The sequence below is a fragment of the Phreatobacter cathodiphilus genome, assembly GCF_003008515.1.
GTDB classification, from domain to species: Bacteria; Pseudomonadota; Alphaproteobacteria; order Rhizobiales; family Phreatobacteraceae; genus Phreatobacter; species Phreatobacter cathodiphilus.
On record NZ_CP027668.1, the window covers coordinates 3438809 to 3461379 of the forward strand.

Here is a 22571-nt window from a genome sequence, read left to right on the forward strand (position 1 = left end):
TTATTGGGCGAGGCATGTGTCGGGCGCGAATTGTGGCAGACGCGCCCCCGCCGTTCGAACGCGCCAAGCGTGGCGAAAATGGGACTGACGCAGGATAACGGCAAGGCGTCGCGAAGATAAGGGGCTTCGGCGAGGTTTATTCCGATGGTTCCGTGCCGGCCGGCCAGTCTCCGCCGCCTGAAATGCAAAAGGCCGGGCGCTGGCCCGGCCTCGCCCGTCCCTCGTGGGGCCGGCTCTTACTTCGGAACCTCGACCGGGCTGTCAGACTGCTCGCGCAGATAGGCGATGAGATCGGCGCGCTGCTGCTCGGAGCGGATGCCGGCGAAGGCCATCGAGGTGCCGGGAATGGCCGCCCGCGGATTGGTGATGAAGGCGTAGACGTCCTGCAGCGTCCAGGGCTCGCCCGACTTCGCCTTCATGGCGGCGGAATAGTTGAAGCCCGGGGCGCCGGCATGGTTGCGGCCGACGACACCCCAGAGGTTCGGACCGGCACCGTTGGCGCCGCCCTTGTTGATCGTGTGGCAGGTCGCGCACTGACGGAACACGGCCGGGCCGTTGGCGGCATTGGCGGAGGCGAAGACCTCGGCCATCGACTTGGTCGGCGCCGCGGCGGCGGCCGCGGTCTGCTGGCCGGCGGGCGGCGCCACGGCCACCTCGTAGCCCGGCTTCGCCGGCGTCTTCGGCCGGAACAGTTCATTGGCCAGAATGCTGCCGCCGAGGGTGCCCGTGCCGACGAGAAGCACGGCCATCATGACCTTGTTGATTTCCAATCCGTCCATCGGGACCAGCTCCAGAGATCGGCGGCGCCTTGCGAAAATGCGCGGGGGCACGCGGGATGGGCCTGCCGATTTGGCGCGGACACTATCCAATTTGCTCCCCGTGAGGCAACCCGTATATGCACGCCTCTCTCATGCTACTTTTTGCCGCCTCCAAACTGCGCCCGACGCCGCGAAAACCGCCCGCCATGACCGCATCCCTCGTCCTCATTCCCGCCCGCATGAGCGCCTCGCGGCTGCCCGGCAAGCCTCTCGCCGACATCGGCGGCACCCCGATGATCGTCCATGTGATGCGCCGCGCCGAGGCGGCCGGGCTCGGCCCGGTGGTGGTGGCGACCGATTCGGCGGAGATCCTGGCCGCGGTCGAAGCGGCGGGCGGGCGCGCCGTCATGACCCGCGCCGACCACCCCACCGGCTCGGACCGCATCGAGGAGGCGGCCGACCTCGTCGACCCCGACCGCCGCTACGACCGCATCGTCAACGTCCAGGGCGACCTGCCGACCATCGAGCCCTCGGTGGTGCGCGCCGCGAGCGACCTCCTCGACGACGCCGCCGTCGATATCGGCACCCTCGCCGCCGTCATCACCCGGCAGGAGGAGATCACCAATCCCAACGTGGTGAAGGCGGTGGGCACGCCCCTGTCGGCCACGCGGCTGCGGGCGCTCTACTTCACCCGCGCCACCGCCCCCACCGGCGAAGGGCCGCTCTACCATCACATTGGCCTCTACGCCTATCGACGGGCGGCGCTGGAGCGCTTCGTGTCGCTGCCGCCCGCCCCGCTGGAGAAGCGCGAGCGGCTGGAGCAGCTCCGCGCCCTGGAGAATGGCATGCGCATCGACATCGCCGTGGTCGAGGCCGTGCCGCTCGGCGTCGACACGCCGGCCGACCTCGAACGCGCCCGCGCCCTCATCGCCAAAGCCTGATCCTTTCGCTAAACAGACCGCCCCACCGGAGTGACGCGTCCATGATCCTCGCGCCCAAGCGCATCGCCTTCCAGGGCGAACTCAGCGCCTTCTCGCACCAGGCGGCCAATGCGGTCTTCCCGCAGGCCGAGGTTCTCCCCTGCCCGAGCTTCGAGGACGCCTTCGCCGCCATCCAGAACGGCGACGCCGATCTCGGCATGATCCCGATCGAGAACTCCATCGCGGGCCGCGTCGGCGACGTGCATCACCTCCTGCCCACCGCCGGCCTCAACATCATCGGTGAGTTCTTCCTGCCGATCCGCTTCCAGCTCATGGGCGTGAAGGGCTCGTCCCTCGCCACGGTGAAGACCGCCCGCAGCCACATCATGGGCCTCGGCCAGTGCCGGCAGATCATCCGCAAACTCGGCCTGAAGCCCATCGTTGCGGCGGACACGGCGGGCTCGGCCCGCGAGGTCGCCGAGATGAACGACCCGACCCAGGCCGCCATCGCCCCGCGCCTCGCCGCCGAGGTCTACGGCCTCGAGATCCTCGCCGAGGACATCGAGGACGCCGCCAACAACACCACCCGCTTCGTCATCCTGTCGCGCCAGAAGATCTGGGCGGCACCGGGCCAGAACTGCCTGACGAGCTTCGTCTTCCAGGTGCGCAACGTGCCGGCGGCGCTCTACAAGGCCATGGGGGGCTTCGCCACCAACGGCGTCAACATGACGAAGCTGGAGAGCCACATGATCGGCGGCCGCTTCGTCGCCACGCGCTTCTACGCGGAGATCGAGGGCCATCCCGACGACCGCAACGTCAAGCTGGCGCTGGAGGAGCTCGCCTTCTTCGCCAAGGAGCTGACCATCCTCGGCGTCTATCCCCAGCACCCCTGGCGGAACGAGGTCGAGAAGACCGTGGCGGAGTGAGCCTCGCGCCGCGGCCGCGAATCGCGGCACCCTCGGGTCCATGGACCCTGCCCTTCCCGACATGGACACGCTGCGCATCGCCATCGCGCTCGCCGACACCGGTGATCTCGCGGCGGCTGGCGCTCGACTGGGCGTCGGCAAGCGCACCGCCGCCGCCCGCATCGCCCAGCTCGAGCGCCGCATCGGGGTCGTACTCTTCGACCATGCCGGCAAGTCGGTCCGGCTGACGGCGGCGGGGGACGCTTTCGTCGCCGAGGTCCGGCTGTCGCTCGCCGCCGCCGAACGCGCCGCGCGCCTCGCGCGCGCGGTGGCGGAGCGCGCAGAGACCATCGGCATCGGCGTCACCGACGAGGCGATGCTCGGGCCCCTGCGCGAACTGTTCGAGGACCCTGCCTGGGTCGAGGCCAGCTTCGCGCCGGCCCTCCATCACGGGCCGCTGGCCGACCAGATGGCGGCGCTGGCCGAGGGGCGGCTCGCCATGGTCTTCACCGCCCCGCCGCTGCCGGCCCATCCGCGCATCCAGCATCGTGAGGTGGCGACGTCGAAGTGGTCGGCCCTCGTGCCGGATGCCGAGGCGCGGCTCAGGAAGACGGCGAGCCTGTCGAACCTCGCCCGCAAGCCCCTCGTCATGCTGGCGCGGGAGAAGGCGGCACTTGCCCATGACGGCGTGCTGGCCGCGCTGCAGGCGACGGGAACCGTTCCTTTCGTCGCCCAGCAGGCCGAAAGCTGGGCCGGCGTCGCCGCCATGGTCAGCCTCGGGCTCGGTTCTGCCTTGGTGCCCTCGGTGGTGGCCAAGCGCCTCGCGGTGACGGGTGCGACCGTGCTGCCGCTGGTCGAGGCCGAGGGCCTGCCGCCCTGGACGATCTCCTGCCTCTGGCTCCCGCAGCCGGCCGGCACGGCGGCCGCCGAGGCCGTCGCGCTGGTGAAGAGCCGGCTGCGATAGAGGAACGCGGTCGGTGCACCGCGTCATCTCTCCCCGGCGGGGAGAGGTGAAGGAGGCGGCGCCGTCGTGCCCTGCGCTCGTCGCGGGGTCCGGTCGACAGGACCCGCGGGAAACGTCAGCGCCCCCCCGTCACCTGCGGCCCGTCGACGAAAGCACGGATGAGGTGGTGCGCGATGGCGAGCGGCGGCGGGCAGGAGAGCCGGCCGGGATGCTGCTTCGCCAGCATCATCCAGCACTCCTCGCGGGTGAACCAGCGCGCGTCCTCGAGCTCCTCCGTGTCGATCTCGATGTCGCGGCTGGTGGCTTCCGCGAGACAGCCGATCATCAGCGACGCCGGGAAGGGCCAGGGCTGGTCGCAGAGATAGGTGACGCGGCCGATCTTCACCCCCGCCTCCTCCATGATCTCGCGGCGCACGGCGTCGGCGATGGTCTCGCCCGATTCGAGGAAACCGGCGAGCGCCGAGTACATCCCCGGCGGGAAGCGGCGCTGCCGACCCATCAGGCAGCGGTCGCCGTCCACCGCCAGCATGATCACGACGGGGTCGGTGCGCGGAAAATGCTGCGCGCCGCAGGACGGGCAGTCGCGGCGCCAGCCGGCCTGCGACAGCTTCGACTGCGCCCCGCACTTGCCGCAGAAGCGGTGGGTGGCGTGCCAGTGCATCACCGACTTGCCCTGCGCCATGGGGCCGAGATGGTGCGGCTCGACGACGCCGGTCATGGCGATGGTGCGCATGTCGGTGATGAGCAGGGTCGGGTCGTCGACCTTGATCTCGGCGATCCGATAGGCGTTGGGATCGGTCTTGGCGAGCTCCGGCACCAGCCGGGCGAAGCGCGGCGCGCCGTTGGCGAGGCCGAGGAAGGCGGTCTCCAGCGGCTCGCCGAAAGCCTCCGCCTCGGCCGCGGTGAACAGCGGATCGCCGCGCTCGCCGTTGCGCCTGAGGATCGGCGTCTCCCCGGCGAAGACGTAGAGCCGGGTGCGCGGGTCGGCGAAGGTGGCGGCGAGCCAGGCCTCGTCGCCGCGCTTGGCACTCATCCTGTCGAGGTCGTTCTCGGTATAGCCGAGCGTGATGGGCGGGAGCGGCGGCAGGGCGTCGGACATGGCGAGGGGGCTTTCCGGAACGGGGGCCGGAACGCTCGCACGGCCGACAGGCGTGAGCAACGCGTTCAACCGGCGGAGAGCCTTGCCCTCAGCGCGGAAATGAACCCCTCCCGCGGCGCCTCGGCATAGGGCTGCGCCGGCGCCTTGCCCCAGACGGGGCCCGGCCAGGCGGGATCGCCGGCGAAGCGGCCGATGACGTGGACGTGGAGCTGCGGCACCATGTTGCCGAGCGCCGCGACGTTGAGCTTCTCGCAGCGGGTCATGGCCCGCAGCACGTCGGAGATGGCCGCGATCTCCTCCATGAGCTGGATGCGGTCCTCGGGCAAAAGGTCGACGATCTCCACCGCCCCCTCGCGCCGGGGCACGAGGATCAGCCAGGGATAGGTGGCGTCGTTCATCAGCCGCACCGCCGAGAGCGGCAGGTCGGCGACGGCGAGCGTATCGGCGGCGAGGCGGGGATCGAGAGCGAAGGCGGATGTCATGGCGGGTTCCGGAAAACTGTCGCCACTCTAGCCGCTCCGCAACGGCCTGTCCGGTCCGGCGCGAAGGCCGCTTGCGTCCCGCCCGCCTTCCCGCCATATAGCCGGTGGGAGGTTGGCGGTGGACGAGACTCTCGCCAACCCGGTCAGGTCCGGAAGGAAGCAGCCGTAACGAGCCCGTTTCGGGTCGCGTGTCAGCCTCCCACTTCATCCTCAGCGGATGGTTGCCCTCGCGCGCGCCGCGCGCGACACTGGCATGAGCCCTTCGCCAGACCCCGAGCAGGACTGCCATGGATTCCTCGCCCGAGACCGAACCCGGGTTCGCTCTCGGGACGCCGGAGCCGCCCAAGGCCACGCCCTATCGCGTCCTCGCCCGCAAGTACCGGCCGCAGCACTTCTCCGACCTGATCGGCCAGGAGGCCATGGTCCGCACCCTGTCGAACGCCTTCGACACGGGCCGCATCGCCCAGGCCTATCTGTTCACCGGGGTGCGCGGCGTCGGCAAGACCACCACCGCCCGCATCCTCGCCCGTGCGCTGAACTACGAGCTGCCCGGCGAGGTCGACCGCCCCTCCATCCACCTCGACCGCCCCGGCACCCATTGCCAGGCGATCATGGAGGGCCGCCACGTCGACGTGATGGAGATCGACGCGGCCTCCCACACCGGCATCGACGATGTCCGCCAGATCACCGACGGCGCCCGCTACGCGCCCGTCTCGGCCCGCTACAAGGTCTATATCGTCGACGAGGTCCACATGCTCTCGGAGAAGGCGTGGAACGCCTTCCTGAAGACGCTGGAGGAGCCGCCGGCCCACGTGAAGTTCATGTTCGCCACCACCGAGATCCGCAAGGTGCCGGTGACCGTGCTCTCCCGCTGCCAGCGCTTCGACCTGCGCCGCGTCGAGGCCGACGTGCTGGTGAACCATCTCGCCGGCATCTGCGAGAAGGAGGGCGTCGCCGTCGATCCGGACGCCCTCGGCCTCATCGCCCGCGCCGGCGAGGGCTCGGTGCGCGACAGCCTCTCCATTCTCGACCAGGCCATCGCCCACGGCGCCGGCGAGGTCACTGCCGAGAACGTGCGCCGCATGCTCGGCCTCGCCGACCGCGCCCGCATCATCGACCTCTTCGAGCACGTCATGAAGGGCGACGTCGCAGCCGCCATGGCCGAGTTCAAGAGCCAGTACGACGACGGCGCCGACCCGGAGATCGTCCTCGGCGAACTCGCGGAATTCGTCCATTTCGTCACCCGCGTGAAGGTCGCGCCGGCCGCCGCCGACGACGTCGCCTTCTCCGAGACCGAGCGCAGCCGCGGCCGCGACTTCGCCGGCCGCCTGTCGCACCGGGTGCTCGCCCGCGCCTGGCAGATGCTGATGAAGGGCATCGAGGAGGTGGCGCGTTCGCCCAAACCCTTGGCCTCCGCCGACATGGTCCTCGTGCGCATCGCCTATGCGGCGGATCTGCCGACACCGGACGAGGCGCTGCGCATGCTCGCCGACGGCTCCGGCGCGGTCGGCGCAGGCGCGGCCCCGCGCCTGCCCTCCGGCGGCGGCGGTGGTGGCGGTGGCGGGTCGGCCCAGGCCGCCGCGGCCGCGGCCGCTCCGCGGCTCAGCTCCGTCGCGAGGCCCGAGGGCGCGCCCGTCGCCATGCGCGAACAGGCCGCGCCGCAGGCCCAGCCGCATATGGTGCTCGCCAGCTTCGCCGAGGTCATCAAGCTCGCCGCGGAGAAGCGCGACGTCAGGCTGAAGCAGCAGCTCGAGGGCGACATGCATCTCGTGCGCTGCGAGGACGGCCGCATCGACTTCCGCCCCACCCGCAACGCCGCTCCGACGCTCGCCGGCGACCTGCAGAAGAAGCTGACCGACTGGACCGGCCGGCGCTGGGTCGTCACTATCTCCTCCGAGGAGGGCGAGCCGACGGTGCGCGAGCGCCTCGCCGCCGAACAGGCCGACCGCGAGCGCGGCGTCCTCGCCCATCCCGCCGTCCAGGCCGTGCTGGCGAAGTTCCCCGGCGCCGAGATCGTCGCGGTGCGCCCGCTCGACGGCGGCGCCGAGGCGGAACCCGCCCCGCTCGCCCCCGCCGCTGAGAACGATGGCGAGGGCGACTGGGAACCCGTCGATCCCTGGGACGACGACTTCTGACCCCGAGCCAAGGATTTCGCCATGAAGGACATCATGGGCCTGATGAAACAGGCGCAGGCCATGCAGGCCAAGCTCCAGGAGGCCCAGGCCGACATGGAGCGCACGGAGGTGCAGGGCACGGCGGGCGGCGGCATGGTCACCGTCAGCCTCACCGTGAAGGGTGACCTGCGCAGCGTCTCGGTCGATCCCTCGCTCCTGAAGCCGGACGAGAAGGAGATCCTCGAGGACCTGCTGCTCGCCGCCCATGCCGACGCCCGCCGCAAGGCCGAGGTGGTGGCGCAGGAGAAGATGAAGGGCGTCACCGGCGGCCTGCCGCTGCCGCCCGGCATGAAACTGCCGTTCTGAGGCGCCCGTGCCGCCGCGCCGCGTCGCCATCGCCGACATCACGCCCTTCGCCTATGCCTTCGAGGCGGGGATCGGCGGCACCATGACCGACATCGGCCGCACCCTCGGCAGCGACACGATCGGCCTCCTCGTCCAGACGGTGAAACCGGGCATGCGCTCCTCGCGCCGCCACCGGCACCTGTTCCAGGAGGAGATCCTCGTGGTCATGGCGGGCGAGGGCACGCTGATCCACGGCGAGGAGCGCCATCCCGCCAAGGCGGGCGAGGCCTTCTGCTACCGCGCCGGCGACCCCGATCCGCATTGCTTCGAGAACACCGGCACGGCCGACCTCGTCATCTGGGCCTTCGGCAACCGCTTTCCCCACGAGGTCTGCCTCTATCCCGACCAGGGCGTCGCCTTCGTCGAGGGCCTCGGCGCCGAGGTGCCGCTGGAGAATATCCGGCAGAGCGACTGGACTGAGGACCGTCGCAAGACCTGACGGCGGGCGCGCGGCTCGCGCCGCGTCATGGCCGGGCTTGTCCCGGCCATCCACGACCTGACCACCGGGGCTGACAAAAAGTCGTGGATGCCCGGCACGAGGCCGGGCATGACGGAGGGAGGGGCACCCGTCGATGATTCCCCCGAGAAGGTAGTCCATCCATGTCCAAGAGGGTCGCGGGCCCCGAGATCGAGCGGCTGATCCAGCTCCTCGCCAAGCTGCCGGGCCTCGGGCCCCGCTCGGCGCGGCGCGCCGCGCTGCATCTCGTCAAGAAGCGCGAAAGCCTGATGCAACCGCTCTCCGCCGCCATGACGGAAGCGCTGGACAAGATCGTCATCTGCTCGACCTGCGGCAATGTCGACACCTCCGACCCCTGCACCATCTGCACCGATCCGCGCCGCGACGGCGGCGTGATCGTCGTGGTGGAAGACGTCTCCGACCTCTGGGCGCTGGAACGCGCCGGCGCCATCAACGCCAAGTACCACGTGCTCGGCGGCACGCTCTCGCCCCTCGACGGCGTCGGGCCGCAGGACCTCAACATCGAGAGCCTGGTCACCAGAGTGCGCGAGGGCGGCGTGCGCGAGGTCATCCTCGCGGTGAACGCCACCGTCGACGGCCAGACCACCGCCCATTACGTCACCGACCTCCTCGCCGGCACCGGCGTGGCGGTGACCCGCCTCGCCCACGGCGTGCCGGTGGGAGGCGAGCTCGACTATCTCGACGAGGGCACGATCTCTGCGGCCATCAGGTCACGCACGACGTTCTGATGTCCACGGGAGCCCTTCCTCGGCTCCAGCCGCCACCTGGCCGTCATCCCCGGCCGAGCGCAGCGAGGGGAAGGGATCCAGGGGTTGCAGGGTGCTTCCTGCGGCCTCTTGGACCCCCTTCCCTCGGCCTTCGGCCTCGCCGGGGGTGACGGCCGGCGATGCGACAACGTGGGACGTGTCGTGGCCCCTGTCTCTGCGCAGGGCGGAGGGCCCGCCCCTCACAACCGGTAGGCTTCCTTCGCCAGCCGATAGGCGAGGTCGACGGCCAGCTCCTGCGCCTCGTCCTCGTCGAGGCGCCCGTCGCAGACGAGTTCGGCGAGATGCGCGCAATCGACCCGCCGCGCCACGTCGTGCCGGGCGGGGATGGAGGGAAAGGCGCGGGTGTCGTCGTTGAATCCGACGGTGTTGGAGAAGCCAGCGGTCTCGATGGCCTGTTGCTTGAATCGCTTCATGCCCTCGACCGAATCGAAGAACCACCAGGGCGGCCCCAGCCGCAGCGCCGGATAATGGCCGGCGAGCGGCGCGAGCTCGCGCGAATAGGCGGTCTCGTCGAGGGTGAAGAGGATGATGGTGAGCGAGGGCTCGTTGCCGACCGCGTCCAGCAGGGGCTTCAGGGCACCGACATAGTCGGTGGGGCCTGGAATGTCGGCGCCCATGTCGCGGCCGAAGCGGGCGAAGATCCCGGCATTGTGGTTGCGCCGCGAGCCCGGATGGATCTGCAGCACCAGCCCGTCGTCGAGACTCATGCGTGCCATCTCGGTCAGCATCTGGCCGCGGAAGAGGTCCCGTTCGCCCGCACTTGCTGCGCCGGCCAGCACCTTCCCGAACAGCGCCTCGGCCTCCGCCGGAGACAGGTTCGCCGTGGTAGCCGAGGGGTGGCCGTGGTCGGAGGCGGTGGCGCCATGCGTCTTGAAGAAGGCGCGGCGCCGGCGGTGCGCCGCGAGATAGCCGGCCCATGTCGCCGTGTCCTCGCCGGTGATCTCGCCGAGGCGGGCGACATTGGCGCGGAAGCCCTCGAAATCCGGATCGACCACCGCGTCCGGCCGATAGGTCGTGACGACCCGCCCCTTCCAGCCTGAGGCCGCCAGCATGGCGTGCCATTCGAGATCGTCGAGAGCTCCTTCCGTCGTGGCGATCACCTCGATGCCGAAGGTCTCGAACAGCGCCCGCGGCCGATACGCCGGCAGCGCCAGCGCCGCGGCGATCCGCTCGTAGGCCGCATCCGCATTGGCCGCCGACAGCCGCTCGTCGAGGCCGAACAGGGCGGCGAAGGCGTGGTCGAGCCACAGCCGTGTCGGCGTGCCGCGGAACAGGTGATAATGCGCCGCGAAACGCCGCCAGATGGCCTTGGGGTCCGTCTCCACCGGCGTCCCGTCCTTCGTCGGCACGCCGAGATCCTCCATCCTGACGCCCTGCGCATGCAGCATGCGGAAGACGTAGTGATCCGGCACGACGAAGAGCCGCGCCGGATCGGGAAAGGGCGCGTTCTCCGCGTACCAGCGCGGGTCGGTATGGCCGTGCGGCGAGACGATCGGCAGGTTTGCGACGCTGTCGTAGAGGCGGCGCGCGATGGCCCGCGCCGTGGGATCGAGAGGGAACAGCCGGTCCGGCGCGCAGATGCGGCTCGACGGCGATGGCAGCCGCGACGGGGTCATGGGGCCTCCCGCTGCGGATGGCCGCCTCTCCCGGGCGCCCTTCGTCTCCGACAGCCGGGGAAAGCTAGTATGGTAGCTCCCGAAGTCAACCAGAGCGCTTGCCGCCCGACCGCCGATGGGGCAGGCAGGGGCCATGCGCACCATCACCCTCGTCGGCATCGGCGCCGGCCATCCCGGCCACCTCACCCTGCAGGCGATCGAGGCCATCGCCGCCGCCGAGGTGTTCTTCGTCCTGGAGAAGGGCCGCGCCGCCGACCAGCTCGTCGCCGTGCGCGAGGCGATCCTGTCCCGCCACGCCGCGCGGCCCGGCTGGCGCCTCGTCCGCATCGCCGATCCGCGCCGCGCCTCAGGCGGCGATTACCGGGAGGCGGTCGCCGACTGGCACGCCGCGCGCACCCGCCTCCTCGTCGAGGCCATCGCCCGCGACCTTCCCGAAGGCGGTCGTGGCGCCTTCCTCGTCTGGGGCGACCCGGCGCTCTACGACAGCGCCATCCGCATCCTCGATGCCGTGGCGGCGGCAGGGCTCGCCTTCCACCTCGAGGTCATCCCCGGCATCAGCGCCCCGCAGGCCCTGGCCGCGGCCCACCGCATTCCGCTCAACCGCATCGGCGAGCCGGTCCACGTCACCACCGGCCGGCGCATCGGCGAGGGCCTGCCGCCCGAGATCGATTCGACGGTGGTCATGCTGGACGACGGCTCCGGCCTCGCCGCCGTCGACCCCGCCGGGCTCGACATCTGGTGGGGCGCCTATCTCGGCACGCCGGACGAGGTGCTGATGGCGGGGCCCCTGGCCGAGATCCGCGACGCCATCCTCACCTTGCGCGCCGAGCGGCGGGCCGCCGTCGGCTGGATCATGGACACCTACCTGCTGCGCCGTAGGGACTAGCCCGGTAGCCGCGCGATGGCGTGGAAGAACGAGCCGGAGACATGGCCGCGCACATGGCCGACCGGGCCGAGCGCCGTGCCCTCCGCGTCCCGGGCCGCACCCAGGGCGCCGTCGGCCGCCGCCGCCGCAATGGTCGCATAGTGGAACTCGTGGCCGGAGAGGGCCGTGCCCGCGGGCCCGAGCGCACTCGCCGCCTCCGTCGTCACCAGCCGGTAGCCGAGCGACATCTTCCGCTTCGCGAAGCTCGTCGTCACCGGCAACAGCCCCGCCATGGGATGGGCGACGCCCTCGGCATCGACCAGCGCGTCGCCGAGCACCATGTAGCCGCCGCACTCGCCATGGACGGAGCGGGTGGCGGCGAAGGCGCGCAGGGCCGCCAGGAACCGCCCGGCCGCGGCGAGGCGCCGCGCGTGCAGCTCGGGATAGCCTCCGGGCAGCCAGCAGGCGTCGCACTCCTCTGGCGGCGCCTCGTCGGCGAGCGGCGAGAAGGGCACGAGAACCGTACCGGCGGCGCGCCAGCCCGCCTCGACATGGGGATAGATGAAGGAGAAGGCGGCATCGCGCGCCACCGCCACGCGCTGGCCGGGAGGCGGCAGCGGCGGCCCCACGGGCGCCTTTGTGGCAAGCGGCGCGGCGACCGCGGCGGCCAGCAGCGCGTCGAGGTCGACATGGGCGGCCACCGCTTCGCCGAGCCTGTCGAGCCGGGCGTGGAGGTCGGCGGTCTCGCCCGCCTGCACGAGGCCGAGATGGCGCTCGGGCAAGATCAGCCTGGCTTCGCGCGGCAGCGCGCCGAACACGGTCATGCCGATGCGGTCCATCCCCTCGCGCACCAGTCTCAGGTGCCGCTCGCTCGCCACCTTGTTGAGGATGACGCCGGCTATCCGGATGCGCGTGTCATAGTTCCTCATCCCCAGCGCCATGGCGGCGGCCGACTGCGCCTGCCCCGACACGTCCACGACGAGCACCACCGGCCAGCCGAGGCGCGCGGCGATGTCGGCGCTGGCGCCGGTCTGCCCGGCTGCGGCCCTGACGCCGTCGAAGAGGCCCATGGACCCCTCGGCGACGACGATGTCGCTGCCCGTCGCCGCCTCCTCCGCCAGCGCCGCGACCAGCGCCTCCGGCATGGCGAAACTGTCGAGGTTGCAGCTCGGTGCGCCCGTCGCCGCCGCATGGAAGGCGGGGTCGATATAGTCCGGCCCGCATTTGATCCCGCGAACGCTAAGGCCGCGCGCCCTCAGCGCCCGCTGGATGCCGAGCGTCACCGTCGTCTTGCCGGAGCCCGACCGCGGCGCGCCGATGAGGAGGCCGGGGGCGGTCACGGCGCGCCCGGGCGGAAGCGGCGGTCGTAGCCGGCGGAATAGAGCGCGCTCTCGCGGAAGTCGTGGGAGGCGAGCGCCGACCCGACGAGGATCAGCGCGGTGCGTTCGAGCCTGGCCGCGGCCACCTCGGCGGCGAGCGTCCCGAGCGTCGCGCGGATCACCCTCTCGTCCGGCCAGGAGGCGCGGAACACCACGGCCACCGGACAGCCGGCGCCGTAGAAAGGGGTGAGCTCCGCCACCACGCGGTCGACCACGTGGATCGACAGGTGGATGGCGAGGGTCGCGCCGGTGGCGCCGAAGGCCGCCAGCGTCTCGCCGGGCGGCATGGCCGAGGCGCGGCCCGAGGTGCGCGTCAGCACCACCGACTGGGCTACTTCCGGCAGGGTCAGCTCGCGCGCCAGCGTCGCCGCGGCGGCGGCGAAGGCGGGCACGCCCGGCGTCACCGTATAGGGGATTCCCGCGGCATCGAGGCGGCGGAGCTGCTCGCCCATGGCGCTCCACACCGAGAGATCGCCGGAATGGAGCCGCGCCACGTCCTGACCGGCCGCCGTGGCGGCGGCCATCTCGGCCAGGATGGCGTCGAGGTCGAGCGGCGCGGTGTCGACGATGCGGGCGCCCGGCGGGCACCAGGCCAGCATCTCCCGCGGGATGAGCGAGCCGGCGAAGAGGCAGACCGGCGAGCGGGCGATGAGGTCGCGGCCGCGTAGGGTGATCAGGTCGGCAGCGCCGGGGCCTGCGCCGATGAAATGGACGGTCATGGCGTCTCCGATCGGGTTCGGCCGCGGGCGAGGGCGCAGGTGACGCGCCCGAGCGCGATGCGAGGAAGGATGAGTTCGGCGCCGGCCCCGGCCGCCGCCAGCGCCGCGGCCTCGGCGACCGAGCCGACGCCGTAAAGCGCGACGACGCGGGTGGAGCGGGTGGCGCAACCGGCATCCATGCCGGCCAGCGCCTCGTCCGGCAGGCCGACCAGCGGCAGGCGGAGCCGGGCGGCGAGAGCGGCGAGGCCGGGCTCCGCCGCGCGGGACGACACGGTGGCGAGGCAGCCGAGATCGGCGGGGCCGAGCGACAGGCGGTTGAGGGCGAGGTCGAGGCAGGCCCGGATAGCCGGCTCCTCCGTGCCCGGCCTCAGACCGATGCCGGCAACGATCATCGTGGGCGCGCTCATGGCTTGACCACCCGCCACTGCGTCACCGCCATGGCCGGCCGCCAGCCGTGCATGGTGCCGACCGCGTCGAGCCGCGACACATGAATGCGCCGCATGTCGCCGCCGTGGCGCTGGAACAGACCCGCGAGGCGCGCCTCGCCCTCCAGCGACACCACGTTGGCGACCAGGCGGCCGCCGGGCCGGAGCGCGTCCCATGCGGCTTCGACCAGGCCGGGATTGCCGATGCCGCCGCCGATGAAGACCGCGTCCGGCGCCGGCAGGCCGGCAAACGCGGCGGGCGCCTCACCGCTCACCACGGTGAGGCCGGTGACGCCCAGCCGCGCGGCGTTCCGCCCGATGCGGCCGGCGCGCTCGGCCCGCGTCTCCACCGCGATCACCCGGTTGTCGGACTGGGCGAGCGCCCATTCGATGCCGACAGAGCCCGAGCCGGCGCCGATGTCCCAGAGGAGTTCGCCGCGGCGCGGGCCGAGCGCCGCGAGGGTCACCGCCCGCACCTCCGACTTTGTGAGCTGGCCGTCGCTCTCGAACAGCGCATCCGGCAGGCCCGGCACCAGCGGCAGCGCTTCGGCCCCCGCCTCCACCACGACCTCGACGGCGAGGGTGTTGAGCGGGTCGATGCCCGCCAGATCGAAGGTCGCCGCCGGCGCCCGGCGCACACGCTCGCGCGGGCCGCCCATGGCCTCGAGCACGGTGAGCCGCGAGCCGCCCATGCCGCGGTCGGCGAGCAGCGCCGCGACCTTTTCCGGCGTCGAGCCGTCCCAGGACAGGGCGAGGATCCGTGCGCCCGGCTGCAGGTGCGGAATGATACGCTCCAGCGCCCGGCCGTGCAGCGAGACGAGGGCGCAGTCCTGCTGCGCCCAGCCCAGCCGCGCGCAGGCGAGCGCGAAGGCGGAGGGCTGCGGAAAGACCTGCATCTCCTCGGGCGCCACCAGGCGGGCGAGCTGCACCCCGACGCCGTGGTGGAAGGGATCGCCGGTGGCGAGCACGCAGACCGGCCGCCCGCGCTTCGCGACAATTGCGGGGAAGGCGGCGTGAAGCGGGTTCGGCCAGGCGAGCGCCGGGGCGGCGAGCGGACCCGCCAGCGCGAGATGGCGCGCGCCGCCGACGACCAGCTCGGCCCCGTCGATCGCCGCGGAGGCGGCGGCCGTCAGCCCGGCGCGGCCGTCCTCACCGATGCCGACGAGCGACAGCCACCGCGCGTCCTGGCCGCTCGACAGTGGGCTCTCCATCCGCGACACATCAGCCATGGACCAGATCCCTCCGCCCGCGCCCCTGCTCATCCTCGGCGGCACCACCGAAGCCGCGGCCCTCGCCGCGCGGCTCGCGGCAGACCATCCGGGCGTCGCGGCGACGGTCTCGCTCGCCGGCCGCACCCAGGCGCCGCGCCCGCTCGCCTTGCCGGTGCGCATCGGCGGCTTCGGCGGTGCGGAAGGACTGGCGCGCTTCCTCGCGGCGTCGGGCACGCGGGCCGTCGTCGACGCCACCCATCCCTTCGCGGCGATCATGCCGTTCAACGCGGCCGAGGCCTGCCTGTCGGCCGGCGTTCCGCTTCTCGCCCTGAGGCGTCCGGAATGGCGTCAGGAGGAGGGTGACCGCTGGATCGCCGTGGGCTCCGTGGCCGAGGCCGTCGCCGCGCTCGGCCACGCGTCGCGCCGTGTCTTCCTCACCATCGGCCGCCAGGAACTCGCCGCCTTCGCCGCGGCTCCGCAACACGCCTATCTCGCCAGGGTCATCGACCCGCCGGAGGGCCCTCGCCCCCCCGATCTCACGCTGATCCGCGACCGGGGTCCCTTCGAGGTCGAGGCCGAAGCCGACCTGATGCGGCGGGAGGCCGTCGACATCGTCGTCGCCAAGAATGCCGGCGGCGAGGCCACTGCGGCCAAGATCACCGCGGCGCGTCGCCTCGGGCTGCCGGTGGTCATGGTCTCCCGCCCGGCGAAGCCCGGCGTGCCCACCGTCCTGACGGTGGACGAGGCGATGGGCTGGCTCGCAGATCACGGCTGCCTCCCGACGCTGCGCGGCGTGTAGAGGTGGCGGGCGCCGTCGCCCCCGGTCACCAGCCGCGTCGTGGTCGCGCCAATCAGCACCAGCGTCGCCATGTCCGCCGAGGCGGCGCGCTCGACCGCTTGGGCCAGCGGCACCACCGCGAGGCTCTCGTCCGCCCTGCCGACCGCCCGCGCGAAGGCAACGAGGGTCTCGGACGGCTTGATCTCCGCCGCCAGCGCCAGCGCCGCGCCGAGCTGCCATGGCCGCGCCCGGGAGATCGGATTGTAGAGCGCCACCACGAAGTCCGCCGCCAGGACGGCGCGGAGCCGGCTCATCACCACGTCCCACGGCTTGAGATTGTCCGACAGCGACAGGGCGCAGAAGTCGCCGCCGAGCGGGGCGCCGAGCCGCGCCGCCGCCGCCAGCATGGCGGTGATGCCGGGCTCGACCCTGACCGATACGCCGGCCCATGCGGACCGCGCCTCCTCCAGCGCCTCGAAGACCGCCGCGGCCATGGCGAAGACGCCGGGGTCTCCGCCCGAGACCACGGCGACATGGCGACCGGCCCCGGCGAGATCCAGGGCATGGCGGGCGCGGTCGAGTTCCACGCGGTTGTCGGACGGATGGCGCACGAGGCCGTCACGCTCGGGCACGCGGTCGAGATAGGGGCCGTAGCCGACGAGGTCGGTGGCCGACGCCAGCGCCGCCTCGGCGGCGGGGGTCCGGTAGCGGGGATCGCCGGGGCCCAGCCCGACGACGGTGAGGGTTCCGGTCACAGCCGACGGCCCTCCCCCGGCACCAGCACCATGGCGAAATAGGGTGCCTCGTCGTCGTCCTTCGCCGCCAGCGGCAGGATCCTCTGCCCCTCCATGGCGGCGCGCTCCACATAGATGGCCCGCTCGAGCAGGCCGGCCGCGCCGAGCGCCCGCCGCACCTTGGCGAGGTGGCGGCCGAGCTTCATCACCACCGCCGCGTCCGTGCCCGAGAGGCGGCGCACGAGGTCCTCCTCCGGCAGGGTTCCCGGCAGCACGGTGAGCACGTCGTCGCCCCAGGTGATCGGCGCGCCGGCGAGCGTCCAGGCCCCCGACATGCCGCTGACGCCGGGCACCACCTCGAAGGGATAGCGGGGCGCTAGCCGCCGCCACAGATGCATCAGCGAGCCGTAGAAGAAGGGGTCGCCCTCGCAGAGGATCGCCATCCGCCGGCCCGCCTCCGCCTCGGCGGCGAGCAGGGCGCAGCTCTCCTCGTAGAACGCGGCGATGGGGCCGTCATAGGCCTCCTCGCCCGGCGCCGCCTCGGTGGTGACGGGATAGACCAGGGCGATCTCGCGGGCGGGCTGCGGCCCCAGGATCCGGTCGACGATGGTGCGGGCATTGCCGCGTCTGCCCCGTTTGCAGAAGTGGACCAGCCGGTCCGCCTCGTCGAGCACCTGCCGCGCCCGGACGGTGAGATAGGCGGGGTCGCCGGGCCCGAGGCCGACGCCGAAGAAGACGGGACGAGCGACCGGGGTCATCGGCTCACTCCCGCGCGCTGGCGAGGGCGTTGACGGCCGCGGCCGCGATGGCCGAGCCGCCGCGACGTCCGCGCACGATGAGGAAGGGCACGCGGCCGTCGGCCGCCAGCGCCTCCTTCGATTCCGCCGCGCCGACGAAGCCCACCGGCACGCCGATGACCGCGGCCGGGGACGCGGCGCCGCCGTCCAGCATGTCGAGGAGGTGGAAGAGCGATGTCGGCGCATTGCCGATGACGACGAGGCTGCCCGCCATCTCCTCGCGCCACAGCTCCATGGCCGCCGCCGACCGGGTGGTGCCGAGGGCTGTGGCGAGGCCGGCCACGCGCAGGTCGTCGAGGGTGCAGACGACCCTGTTGCCCGCGGGGAGGCGCGACGGCGTCACGCCGTTCGCCACCATCTTGGCGTCGCAGAGGATGGGCGCGCCACGCGCGAGCGCCGCCTCGCCGACGGATGCGAAATCCTCGGACATGACGATGTCACCGGCGAGGTCGGTCATGCCGCAGGCATGGATCATGCGCACCGCCACACGCTCGGCGACGCCCTGGAAGCGGTCGAGGTCGGCTTCGGCCCGGATGATGGCGAAGGAGCGCGCATAGATGGCGGCGCCGTCCTTGATGTGGTCGGAGCGGGTGGCGACGGTCATGGGTTCGGCCTTCTGGAGGGCGGTTGCCGGATCGCCGCCTGCGGCGAGCAGCCGGACGACGGCGGCGGCGTCGAGGCTGCGGCGCGGCGGATCGCCCGCCCGCCCGCCGGGAACGATGTCGTAGAGCCCGCCGCGGCCGACCAGGGTCAGCGTCGCCGGGGTGGAGCGCGCGCAGCCCTTGGCGCAGCCCGAGACGTGGAGGGAGAAGGAGGCGTCCACATCGGTCGGCAGGGCCGCGGCGAAGCGGGCCGCGTCCGCCTGGGCGGGCACCTCCCCGCGCGCGCAGGCGGGCGCGCCGGGACAGGCATCGACGGCCAGGCGACGATCGCTCGCCTCCACGATGAATCCGAGATCGGCGAGGGCTGCGAGAACCTCTCCCGCCTCGCTGAGGCCGGTCAGCGCCACCCCGCGCCACGGCGTCAGCCTGAGGTCGAAGGCGTCGTGCCGGCGCATCAGCGCGGCGAGCGCCTCGATCATCGAGGATGACGTCCGGCCGAACGGGGCGGCGGCGAGCGCCGCATGGGTTCCGCCTGCCTCCGCAACGACGCCGACGCGCGGCGGCGGGGCGGGCGGCGGCGGCACGGCGAGGGCCGGCAGGCCGAGCGATGCCGCCAGGGCGGCGATCTCGTGCGGATCCACGTCGCGCAGCCGATGCACCACCGTCGGCTGCGCGCGGTGGCGGATGGCGAGCCGCCCCAGCAACGTGGCCACCGCCTCCGGCACCTCGCTCGGCGCGACCCGATAGGCCCGGCCGGCGGCGACCAGCGCCAGCTGATCCCCCAGCGCCACCAGCCGGATATCCGGCGATCCCCCTCCGGGCGGCAGGCCCCCGCCCTCGATCTTTACCAGCGTCTTGGCCGGCACGCCGGGCACCGACCTCAGCCGCGCCTCCACCGCCTCGGCCAGCGCCGCCACGTCGAGGAGGTCGCCGGCGTCGCGACCGGCGAGCGGGCCGGCGAGCACCGGCCGGTAGGGCGCGTTCTCCTCGCGCGGATCGACGATCCCCGCGGCGAGCAGCGCCGCCACGAGCGGACGGTGGGTCTCCGGCCCGACGCCGCGGATCTGCAGATTGGCGCGGGAGGTGATGTCGAGAAGGCCGTTGCCGTGCTCGGCGGCGAGCCGCCCGATCGCCTCCAGCGCCCCGGCGGAGAGGCGCCCCCCCGGCGGGTGGAGGCGCACCAGCCAGCCGTCGCCGGTCTCCATCGGCATCAGGGCGCCGGGACACCAGCCGCGCCGCAGGGACTGATCGGTTGTCATGCCGCCGCGTCCGCCGGGGTGGCGAGGGCCTGACCGGCGGAATTGAGCCGCGTCACCCAGAGGCGGCGGCGCATCGCCTCTGCGAAGCGCGCCCTTATCGCCGCCAGGGCCGGAGGGTTCGCCGCTTCGATCAGCGCCACGCGGGCGGGATCGCCGAGCCAGGCCTGGAACAGCGTGTCGAAATGGGCCGAGGGCACGGCGTCGGTGGTCGCCGCATAGACGAATAGCGCGTCCAGCGCCTCGGCGAGTTCGGCGGCCCCGCGCCAGCCGTGGCGGAGCTGTCCCTCGATCCAGCGGGGATGGGCGAGCCTGCCGTGGACGATGCGCGAGAGATCCTCGGCGAGGCTGCGGGCCCGCGGCGCCTCCGGGCGGCTGGTGTCGAGGCTGTAGGCGCGGGGCGACGCGCCGAGCGCCTGCGCCGCCGCGACGAAGCCGCCGACCGCATCGGCCGCGCTCGACGCCTCGAGGATATCGCGGCCGGCGACGTCGCTGACATGGATGAAGGCGTCGGCCGCCGCCACCCGCTCGGCGAAGGCCGGATTGGCATCGCCGTCCCCGGTCGGGCCGCCATAGGCGAGGGCCGCGGTGGCGAGATAGGCCTCGCCGAACTCGCTGCGCTCCTGCCATGGCCCGTCGAGGGCGAGCCCGGCGACGCCGGTGCCGAACCGGCCGGGCACCGCACCGAAGACACGCGCCCCGTCCTCGCCGCGGCGGCGGGCGGCGGCGAGCCCATTGTCGCCGTCCTCCTCGTCCAGCGCCGCGACGGCCCGGGCGGCGGCGTCGATGAGGGCGATCTGGTCGGGAAAGGTGTCGCGGAAGGCGCCGGAGATCCGCGCCGTCACGTCGACGCGCGGATGATCGAGCCGGGCCAGAGGCAGGATCTCGAAGCCCGTGACGCGCGTGGAGGCGGCGTCCCATGTCGGCACCACGCCCATCAGCGCCAGGGCGTGGGCGATGTCCTCGCCGCCGGAGCGCAGGGTGGGCGAGGCCCACAGATCCATGACGATGCGGCGCGGATAGTCGCCCTCGTCCTGCAGGTGGCGGGCGATGACGGCCGCGGCGGCGCGGGCGCCGAGGCGCGCGGCCGCGCGGGTCGGGATGGCGCGGGGGTCGAGGGTCGAGAGGTTGCGCCCCGTCGGCAGCACGTCGGGCCGGCCGCGATGCGGCGAGCCCGCCGGCCCCGGCGGCACGAAGCGCCCGTCGAGGGCGGCGAGGAGGCCATGGCGCTCGCCCGCCGCCGAGGCGGCGTCGCCGCCCGCGCCGAAGACATGCAGCCCGTCGCGGAACGGCATCTCCGCGAGATCGCAGAGATGGGCGTCGAGGCGGGAGAGCGCCTCGTCCATCGGCATGGCGTCGTCGAGGCCGGCCGCGGCGGCGAGCCCGCTCGCTCGTGCCCGCGCCCGGATGTCACAGGCCACCATGTCCGCCCGGCGGGGATCGAGAACCTGGGCCGCGCTGTAATCCTCGACGAGGTCGCGCAGCAGGGCGACCTCGCCGCCGGGTCCGCCTTCCGCCAGCGGCGGCGGCTGGTGCCCGAGGGTCACGGCGGAGAGACGCCGCTTGGCCGGCGCCGCCTCGCCGGGATCGTCGACCACATAGGGATAGACCACCGGCAGCGCGCCGGTGACGAGCCGCGGCCAGCAGGCCGGCGACAGCGCCACAGCCTTGCCCGGCAGCCATTCGCTCACCCCGTGGGTGCCGAGATGGATGAGGGCGTCGATCCCCTCCCTCTCGCGCAGCGCGGCGTAGAAGGCGAGATGGCCGTGCCCGGGCGGCACGTCGGGGTCGTGATAGCGGCCCTTGCGGTCGCAGGCCGTGTCGCGCGCCGGCTGCAGCGCGACGAGGAGATGGCCGCTGCGCAGGACGGGGAAGCGGAAGGCCCCGTCGCGGACGGCCGGATCCGCCTCCGGCACCCCATGGGCGGCGAGGAGGGTGGCGCGTGCCTCCTCCGGCAGGCCGGCGAGGATGCGCGCATAGTGCGCCAGCGGCAGGACGATATGGTCGGAGGAGACCAGCAGAGACGGCATCAGCTCCGCCGGTTCGGGCAGGGACCCGAGCCTGTAGCCGGCCCCGGCGAGCAGGCCATGGATGGCCGCGACGCTCGCCGGCGTGTCCAGCCCGACGGCGAAACCCGCCCGGCCGCCGCGCGCCGGATAATCGGTCATGACCAGGGCGAGGCGCCGGTCCCCCCGGGGGCGTCCGGCGAGGCGCGCCCAGGCCGCCGCGAGATCGGCGACATGGGCGATGCCCTCGCCGTCCGGCACGAAGCGGCGGCGGGTGAAGCCAGCCTCTTCCACCTCCTCCTTGAAGGCGACCGGGGCGCCGGCGATGCGGCCGTCGAATTCGGGCAGGGCGAGCTGCATGGCGAGGTCGGCGGCCGAGAGCCCGCGCGGCGAGGCCGCCCACGCCTCCCGCGTGCTGCCGGCGGGGATCGCCTGGATCACCGGGCAATCCGCCGCGTCGAGGACGAAGCCCTCGCCCTCGCGCGCCGAGAAGGCGGTGGTGGTGACGACGACGGCCGGCCGGCGGCGCACCACGAGGGCCGCGAGCGGCCAGGTCGCGGCGGGGTCCTTCAGGCTGGTCAGCGCCAGGACGAGGGGCGCGAGCCCGCGTCGCGCCAGCGCATCGGCGATCGCCGCCGGCAGCGCCGTGTCGCCGGCGGCGATCGCCGAGCGATAGACGAGGACGAGGGCGAGCGGCCGGTCCGCATCGAGCGCCGCCAGGGCCGCCGACGGATCGGCGGTTCCGTCGGGCACGACGGCGAGGAGGGCCGGCAGGGCCAGGGGCGGCTCCGGGGCGCCGCCTCCCGCGAGGTGCCGCCCGGCGGCGCGCAGCAGGCGGCCCATGTTCTCCGCGCCACCGCCGGCATGGAAATAGCCGAGGAGCGCCTCGGCGAGATCGGCGGGAACCGTGTGATAGGCCGCGAGCCTGTCGTCGGGCCGGTCGTCGCCCGGCAGAACTGCCAGCGCGATGCCGCGGGCGCGGCAGGCGGCATGGACCTGCTCGATGCCGTAGCGCCAGTAGTCGAGGCCGCCGAGGCAGCGGATCACCACGAAGCGGCTCGCCGCGACGGTCTTCTCCACCAGGAGATCGACCGAGAGCGGATGGCGCAGCCGCCGGAGGCTGGCGAGCGCCAGGGTCAGCCCGCCGCGCTCGGCCGCCGCGAGGGCCGAGAGGTCGCTGTCGGCGAAGGAGAGCACAACCACGTCGGCGGCCGGCAGGGCCAGATCGACGGCCAAGCCGCCCTCGTCCAGCGTCACCGTCGTGGTCGGCAGGAGGTGCATGCGGCCGCCC

Annotated in this window: 21 protein-coding genes, 1 other RNA gene and 1 pseudogene; 10 read left to right on the forward strand and 13 right to left on the reverse strand. The window is 73.1% G+C overall.

The window, feature by feature from the left end:
- Window positions 1–236: 236 nt before the first annotated feature.
- Window positions 237–779, reverse strand: coding sequence for a c-type cytochrome (locus C6569_RS16495; protein WP_106749884.1), 543 nt, complete (start codon window positions 777–779; stop codon window positions 237–239).
- A 185-nt stretch (window positions 780–964) separates the two neighbouring features.
- Here C6569_RS16495 and C6569_RS16500 point away from each other — a divergent pair, with 185 nt between their 5' ends.
- Genes C6569_RS16500 through C6569_RS16510 form a run of 3 tightly spaced genes read left to right on the forward strand, consistent with a single transcriptional unit; the run spans window position 965 to window position 3547 of the window.
- Complete coding sequence (locus C6569_RS16500; protein WP_106749886.1) at window positions 965–1699, forward strand: 3-deoxy-manno-octulosonate cytidylyltransferase; 735 nt, start codon at window positions 965–967, stop codon at window positions 1697–1699.
- Window positions 1700–1740: 41 nt separating this feature from the next.
- Complete coding sequence (locus C6569_RS16505; protein ID WP_181313790.1) at window positions 1741–2604, forward strand: prephenate dehydratase; 864 nt, start codon at window positions 1741–1743, stop codon at window positions 2602–2604.
- 40 nt (window positions 2605–2644) lie between these two features.
- The gene (locus C6569_RS16510) at window positions 2645–3547 is read left to right on the forward strand and encodes a LysR family transcriptional regulator (RefSeq protein WP_106749888.1); all 903 of its coding nucleotides are present in this window, start codon (window positions 2645–2647) and stop codon (window positions 3545–3547) included.
- A gap of 115 nt (window positions 3548–3662) precedes the next feature.
- Here C6569_RS16510 and nudC read toward each other — a convergent pair whose 3' ends face one another.
- Both nudC and C6569_RS16520 read right to left on the reverse strand, forming a co-directional pair.
- Entirely contained in the window at window positions 3663–4646 is a 984-nt protein-coding gene (gene nudC / locus C6569_RS16515) for an NAD(+) diphosphatase (RefSeq protein WP_106749891.1), read from the reverse strand.
- A gap of 65 nt (window positions 4647–4711) precedes the next feature.
- Window positions 4712–5128, reverse strand: coding sequence for an HIT domain-containing protein (locus C6569_RS16520; protein ID WP_106749893.1), 417 nt, complete (start codon window positions 5126–5128; stop codon window positions 4712–4714).
- 107 nt (window positions 5129–5235) lie between these two features.
- Between C6569_RS16520 and ffs the strand changes: the two genes are divergently transcribed.
- The 5 genes from ffs to recR all read left to right on the forward strand — a co-directional run bounded on the left by ffs (window position 5236) and on the right by recR (window position 8853).
- Window positions 5236–5331, forward strand: an RNA gene (gene ffs, locus C6569_RS16525) — signal recognition particle sRNA small type.
- An 84-nt stretch (window positions 5332–5415) separates the two neighbouring features.
- Entirely contained in the window at window positions 5416–7263 is a 1848-nt protein-coding gene (locus C6569_RS16530; protein WP_106749896.1) for a DNA polymerase III subunit gamma/tau, read from the forward strand.
- Window positions 7264–7284: 21 nt separating this feature from the next.
- Window positions 7285–7608, forward strand: coding sequence for a YbaB/EbfC family nucleoid-associated protein (locus tag C6569_RS16535; RefSeq protein ID WP_106749897.1), 324 nt, complete (start codon window positions 7285–7287; stop codon window positions 7606–7608).
- Between the two features lie 7 nt (window positions 7609–7615).
- Window positions 7616–8086 (forward strand): cupin domain-containing protein, encoded by a 471-nt coding sequence (locus C6569_RS16540; RefSeq protein ID WP_106749898.1) that lies wholly within the window; start codon window positions 7616–7618, stop codon window positions 8084–8086.
- A gap of 161 nt (window positions 8087–8247) precedes the next feature.
- The gene (gene recR, locus C6569_RS16545; protein WP_106749900.1) at window positions 8248–8853 is read left to right on the forward strand and encodes a recombination mediator RecR; all 606 of its coding nucleotides are present in this window, start codon (window positions 8248–8250) and stop codon (window positions 8851–8853) included.
- A gap of 218 nt (window positions 8854–9071) precedes the next feature.
- Here the strand turns inward: recR and uxaC are convergent, their stop codons facing one another.
- Window positions 9072–10508: a glucuronate isomerase gene (uxaC, locus tag C6569_RS16550; RefSeq protein WP_106749902.1), complete on the reverse strand. Its 1437-nt coding sequence runs from the start codon at window positions 10506–10508 to the stop codon at window positions 9072–9074.
- A gap of 133 nt (window positions 10509–10641) precedes the next feature.
- Here uxaC and cobF point away from each other — a divergent pair, with 133 nt between their 5' ends.
- Window positions 10642–11394 (forward strand): precorrin-6A synthase (deacetylating), encoded by a 753-nt coding sequence (cobF, locus tag C6569_RS16555; RefSeq protein ID WP_106749904.1) that lies wholly within the window; start codon window positions 10642–10644, stop codon window positions 11392–11394.
- On the opposite strand, the gene C6569_RS16560 is transcribed toward cobF, so the two are convergent.
- From C6569_RS16560 to cbiE, 4 genes are read right to left on the reverse strand one after another with little or no spacing between them, the layout of a single operon-like run.
- On the reverse strand, window positions 11391–12713 hold the full coding sequence (locus C6569_RS16560) for a cobyrinic acid a,c-diamide synthase CobB (RefSeq protein ID WP_106749905.1): 1323 nt from the start codon (window positions 12711–12713) through the stop codon (window positions 11391–11393). The genes cobF and C6569_RS16560 overlap by 4 nt on opposite strands.
- Entirely contained in the window at window positions 12710–13471 is a 762-nt protein-coding gene (cobM, locus tag C6569_RS16565; RefSeq protein WP_106749907.1) for a precorrin-4 C(11)-methyltransferase, read from the reverse strand. Before cobM ends, C6569_RS16560 begins: the two co-directional genes overlap by 4 nt.
- Window positions 13468–13878 carry a cobalamin biosynthesis protein gene (locus C6569_RS16570; protein ID WP_215905759.1) on the reverse strand — a complete coding sequence of 137 codons (411 nt, stop codon included), beginning with the start codon at window positions 13876–13878 and terminating at the stop codon, window positions 13468–13470. Before C6569_RS16570 ends, cobM begins: the two co-directional genes overlap by 4 nt.
- Complete coding sequence (gene cbiE, locus C6569_RS16575) at window positions 13875–15125, reverse strand: precorrin-6y C5,15-methyltransferase (decarboxylating) subunit CbiE (protein WP_245898130.1); 1251 nt, start codon at window positions 15123–15125, stop codon at window positions 13875–13877. Before cbiE ends, C6569_RS16570 begins: the two co-directional genes overlap by 4 nt.
- On the opposite strand from cbiE, the gene C6569_RS16580 reads away from it, so the two are divergent.
- Entirely contained in the window at window positions 15124–15906 is a 783-nt protein-coding gene (locus C6569_RS16580) for a cobalt-precorrin-6A reductase (RefSeq protein ID WP_106749911.1), read from the forward strand. The two genes, cbiE and C6569_RS16580, sit on opposite strands and share 2 nt — an antisense overlap.
- Here C6569_RS16580 and cobJ read toward each other — a convergent pair.
- The 5 genes and pseudogenes from cobJ to cobN form a co-directional block, all read right to left on the reverse strand.
- Window positions 15873–16640, reverse strand: a complete 768-nt coding sequence (cobJ, locus tag C6569_RS16585) for a precorrin-3B C(17)-methyltransferase (protein ID WP_106749912.1) — start codon at window positions 16638–16640, stop codon at window positions 15873–15875. The genes C6569_RS16580 and cobJ overlap by 34 nt on opposite strands.
- Complete coding sequence (locus tag C6569_RS16590) at window positions 16637–17377, reverse strand: precorrin-2 C(20)-methyltransferase (protein WP_106749913.1); 741 nt, start codon at window positions 17375–17377, stop codon at window positions 16637–16639. Before C6569_RS16590 ends, cobJ begins: the two co-directional genes overlap by 4 nt.
- A gap of 4 nt (window positions 17378–17381) precedes the next feature.
- Window positions 17382–18020 (reverse strand): precorrin-8X methylmutase, encoded by a 639-nt coding sequence (locus tag C6569_RS22270; protein ID WP_245898355.1) that lies wholly within the window; start codon window positions 18018–18020, stop codon window positions 17382–17384.
- 192 nt (window positions 18021–18212) lie between these two features.
- Window positions 18213–19277 (reverse strand): annotated as a pseudogene (locus C6569_RS22275) (hypothetical protein); the annotation flags it as partial.
- On the reverse strand, window positions 19274–22561 hold the full coding sequence (cobN, locus tag C6569_RS16600; RefSeq protein ID WP_106749915.1) for a cobaltochelatase subunit CobN: 3288 nt from the start codon (window positions 22559–22561) through the stop codon (window positions 19274–19276). The gene cobN and the pseudogene C6569_RS22275, both read right to left, overlap by 4 nt.
- Window positions 22562–22571: the final 10 nt, after the last annotated feature.

Excerpts from the sequence above, each read along its gene's own strand:
- cobF (WP_106749904.1), top strand. The coding sequence starts at position 10,642 with ATGCGCACCATCACCCTCGTCGGCATCGGCGCCGGCCATCCCGGCCAC.
- cobM (WP_106749907.1), bottom strand. The coding sequence starts at position 13,471 with ATGACCGTCCATTTCATCGGCGCAGGCCCCGGCGCTGCCGACCTGATC.
- C6569_RS16530 (WP_106749896.1), top strand. The coding sequence starts at position 5,416 with ATGGATTCCTCGCCCGAGACCGAACCCGGGTTCGCTCTCGGGACGCCG.
- nudC (WP_106749891.1), bottom strand. The coding sequence starts at position 4,646 with ATGTCCGACGCCCTGCCGCCGCTCCCGCCCATCACGCTCGGCTATACC.
- C6569_RS16535 (WP_106749897.1), top strand. The coding sequence starts at position 7,285 with ATGAAGGACATCATGGGCCTGATGAAACAGGCGCAGGCCATGCAGGCC.
- C6569_RS16500 (WP_106749886.1), top strand. The coding sequence starts at position 965 with ATGACCGCATCCCTCGTCCTCATTCCCGCCCGCATGAGCGCCTCGCGG.
- C6569_RS16570 (WP_215905759.1), bottom strand. The coding sequence starts at position 13,878 with ATGAGCGCGCCCACGATGATCGTTGCCGGCATCGGTCTGAGGCCGGGC.
- C6569_RS16520 (WP_106749893.1), bottom strand. The coding sequence starts at position 5,128 with ATGACATCCGCCTTCGCTCTCGATCCCCGCCTCGCCGCCGATACGCTC.
- C6569_RS16495 (WP_106749884.1), bottom strand. The coding sequence starts at position 779 with ATGGACGGATTGGAAATCAACAAGGTCATGATGGCCGTGCTTCTCGTC.
- uxaC (WP_106749902.1), bottom strand. The coding sequence starts at position 10,508 with ATGACCCCGTCGCGGCTGCCATCGCCGTCGAGCCGCATCTGCGCGCCG.
- C6569_RS16505 (WP_181313790.1), top strand. The coding sequence starts at position 1,741 with ATGATCCTCGCGCCCAAGCGCATCGCCTTCCAGGGCGAACTCAGCGCC.
- C6569_RS16590 (WP_106749913.1), bottom strand. The coding sequence starts at position 17,377 with ATGACCCCGGTCGCTCGTCCCGTCTTCTTCGGCGTCGGCCTCGGGCCC.
- recR (WP_106749900.1), top strand. The coding sequence starts at position 8,248 with ATGTCCAAGAGGGTCGCGGGCCCCGAGATCGAGCGGCTGATCCAGCTC.
- cobN (WP_106749915.1), bottom strand. The coding sequence starts at position 22,561 with ATGCACCTCCTGCCGACCACGACGGTGACGCTGGACGAGGGCGGCTTG.
- C6569_RS16510 (WP_106749888.1), top strand. The coding sequence starts at position 2,645 with ATGGACCCTGCCCTTCCCGACATGGACACGCTGCGCATCGCCATCGCG.
- C6569_RS22270 (WP_245898355.1), bottom strand. The coding sequence starts at position 18,020 with ATGACCGTCGCCACCCGCTCCGACCACATCAAGGACGGCGCCGCCATC.
- cbiE (WP_245898130.1), bottom strand. The coding sequence starts at position 15,125 with ATGGCTGATGTGTCGCGGATGGAGAGCCCACTGTCGAGCGGCCAGGAC.
- C6569_RS16580 (WP_106749911.1), top strand. The coding sequence starts at position 15,124 with ATGGACCAGATCCCTCCGCCCGCGCCCCTGCTCATCCTCGGCGGCACC.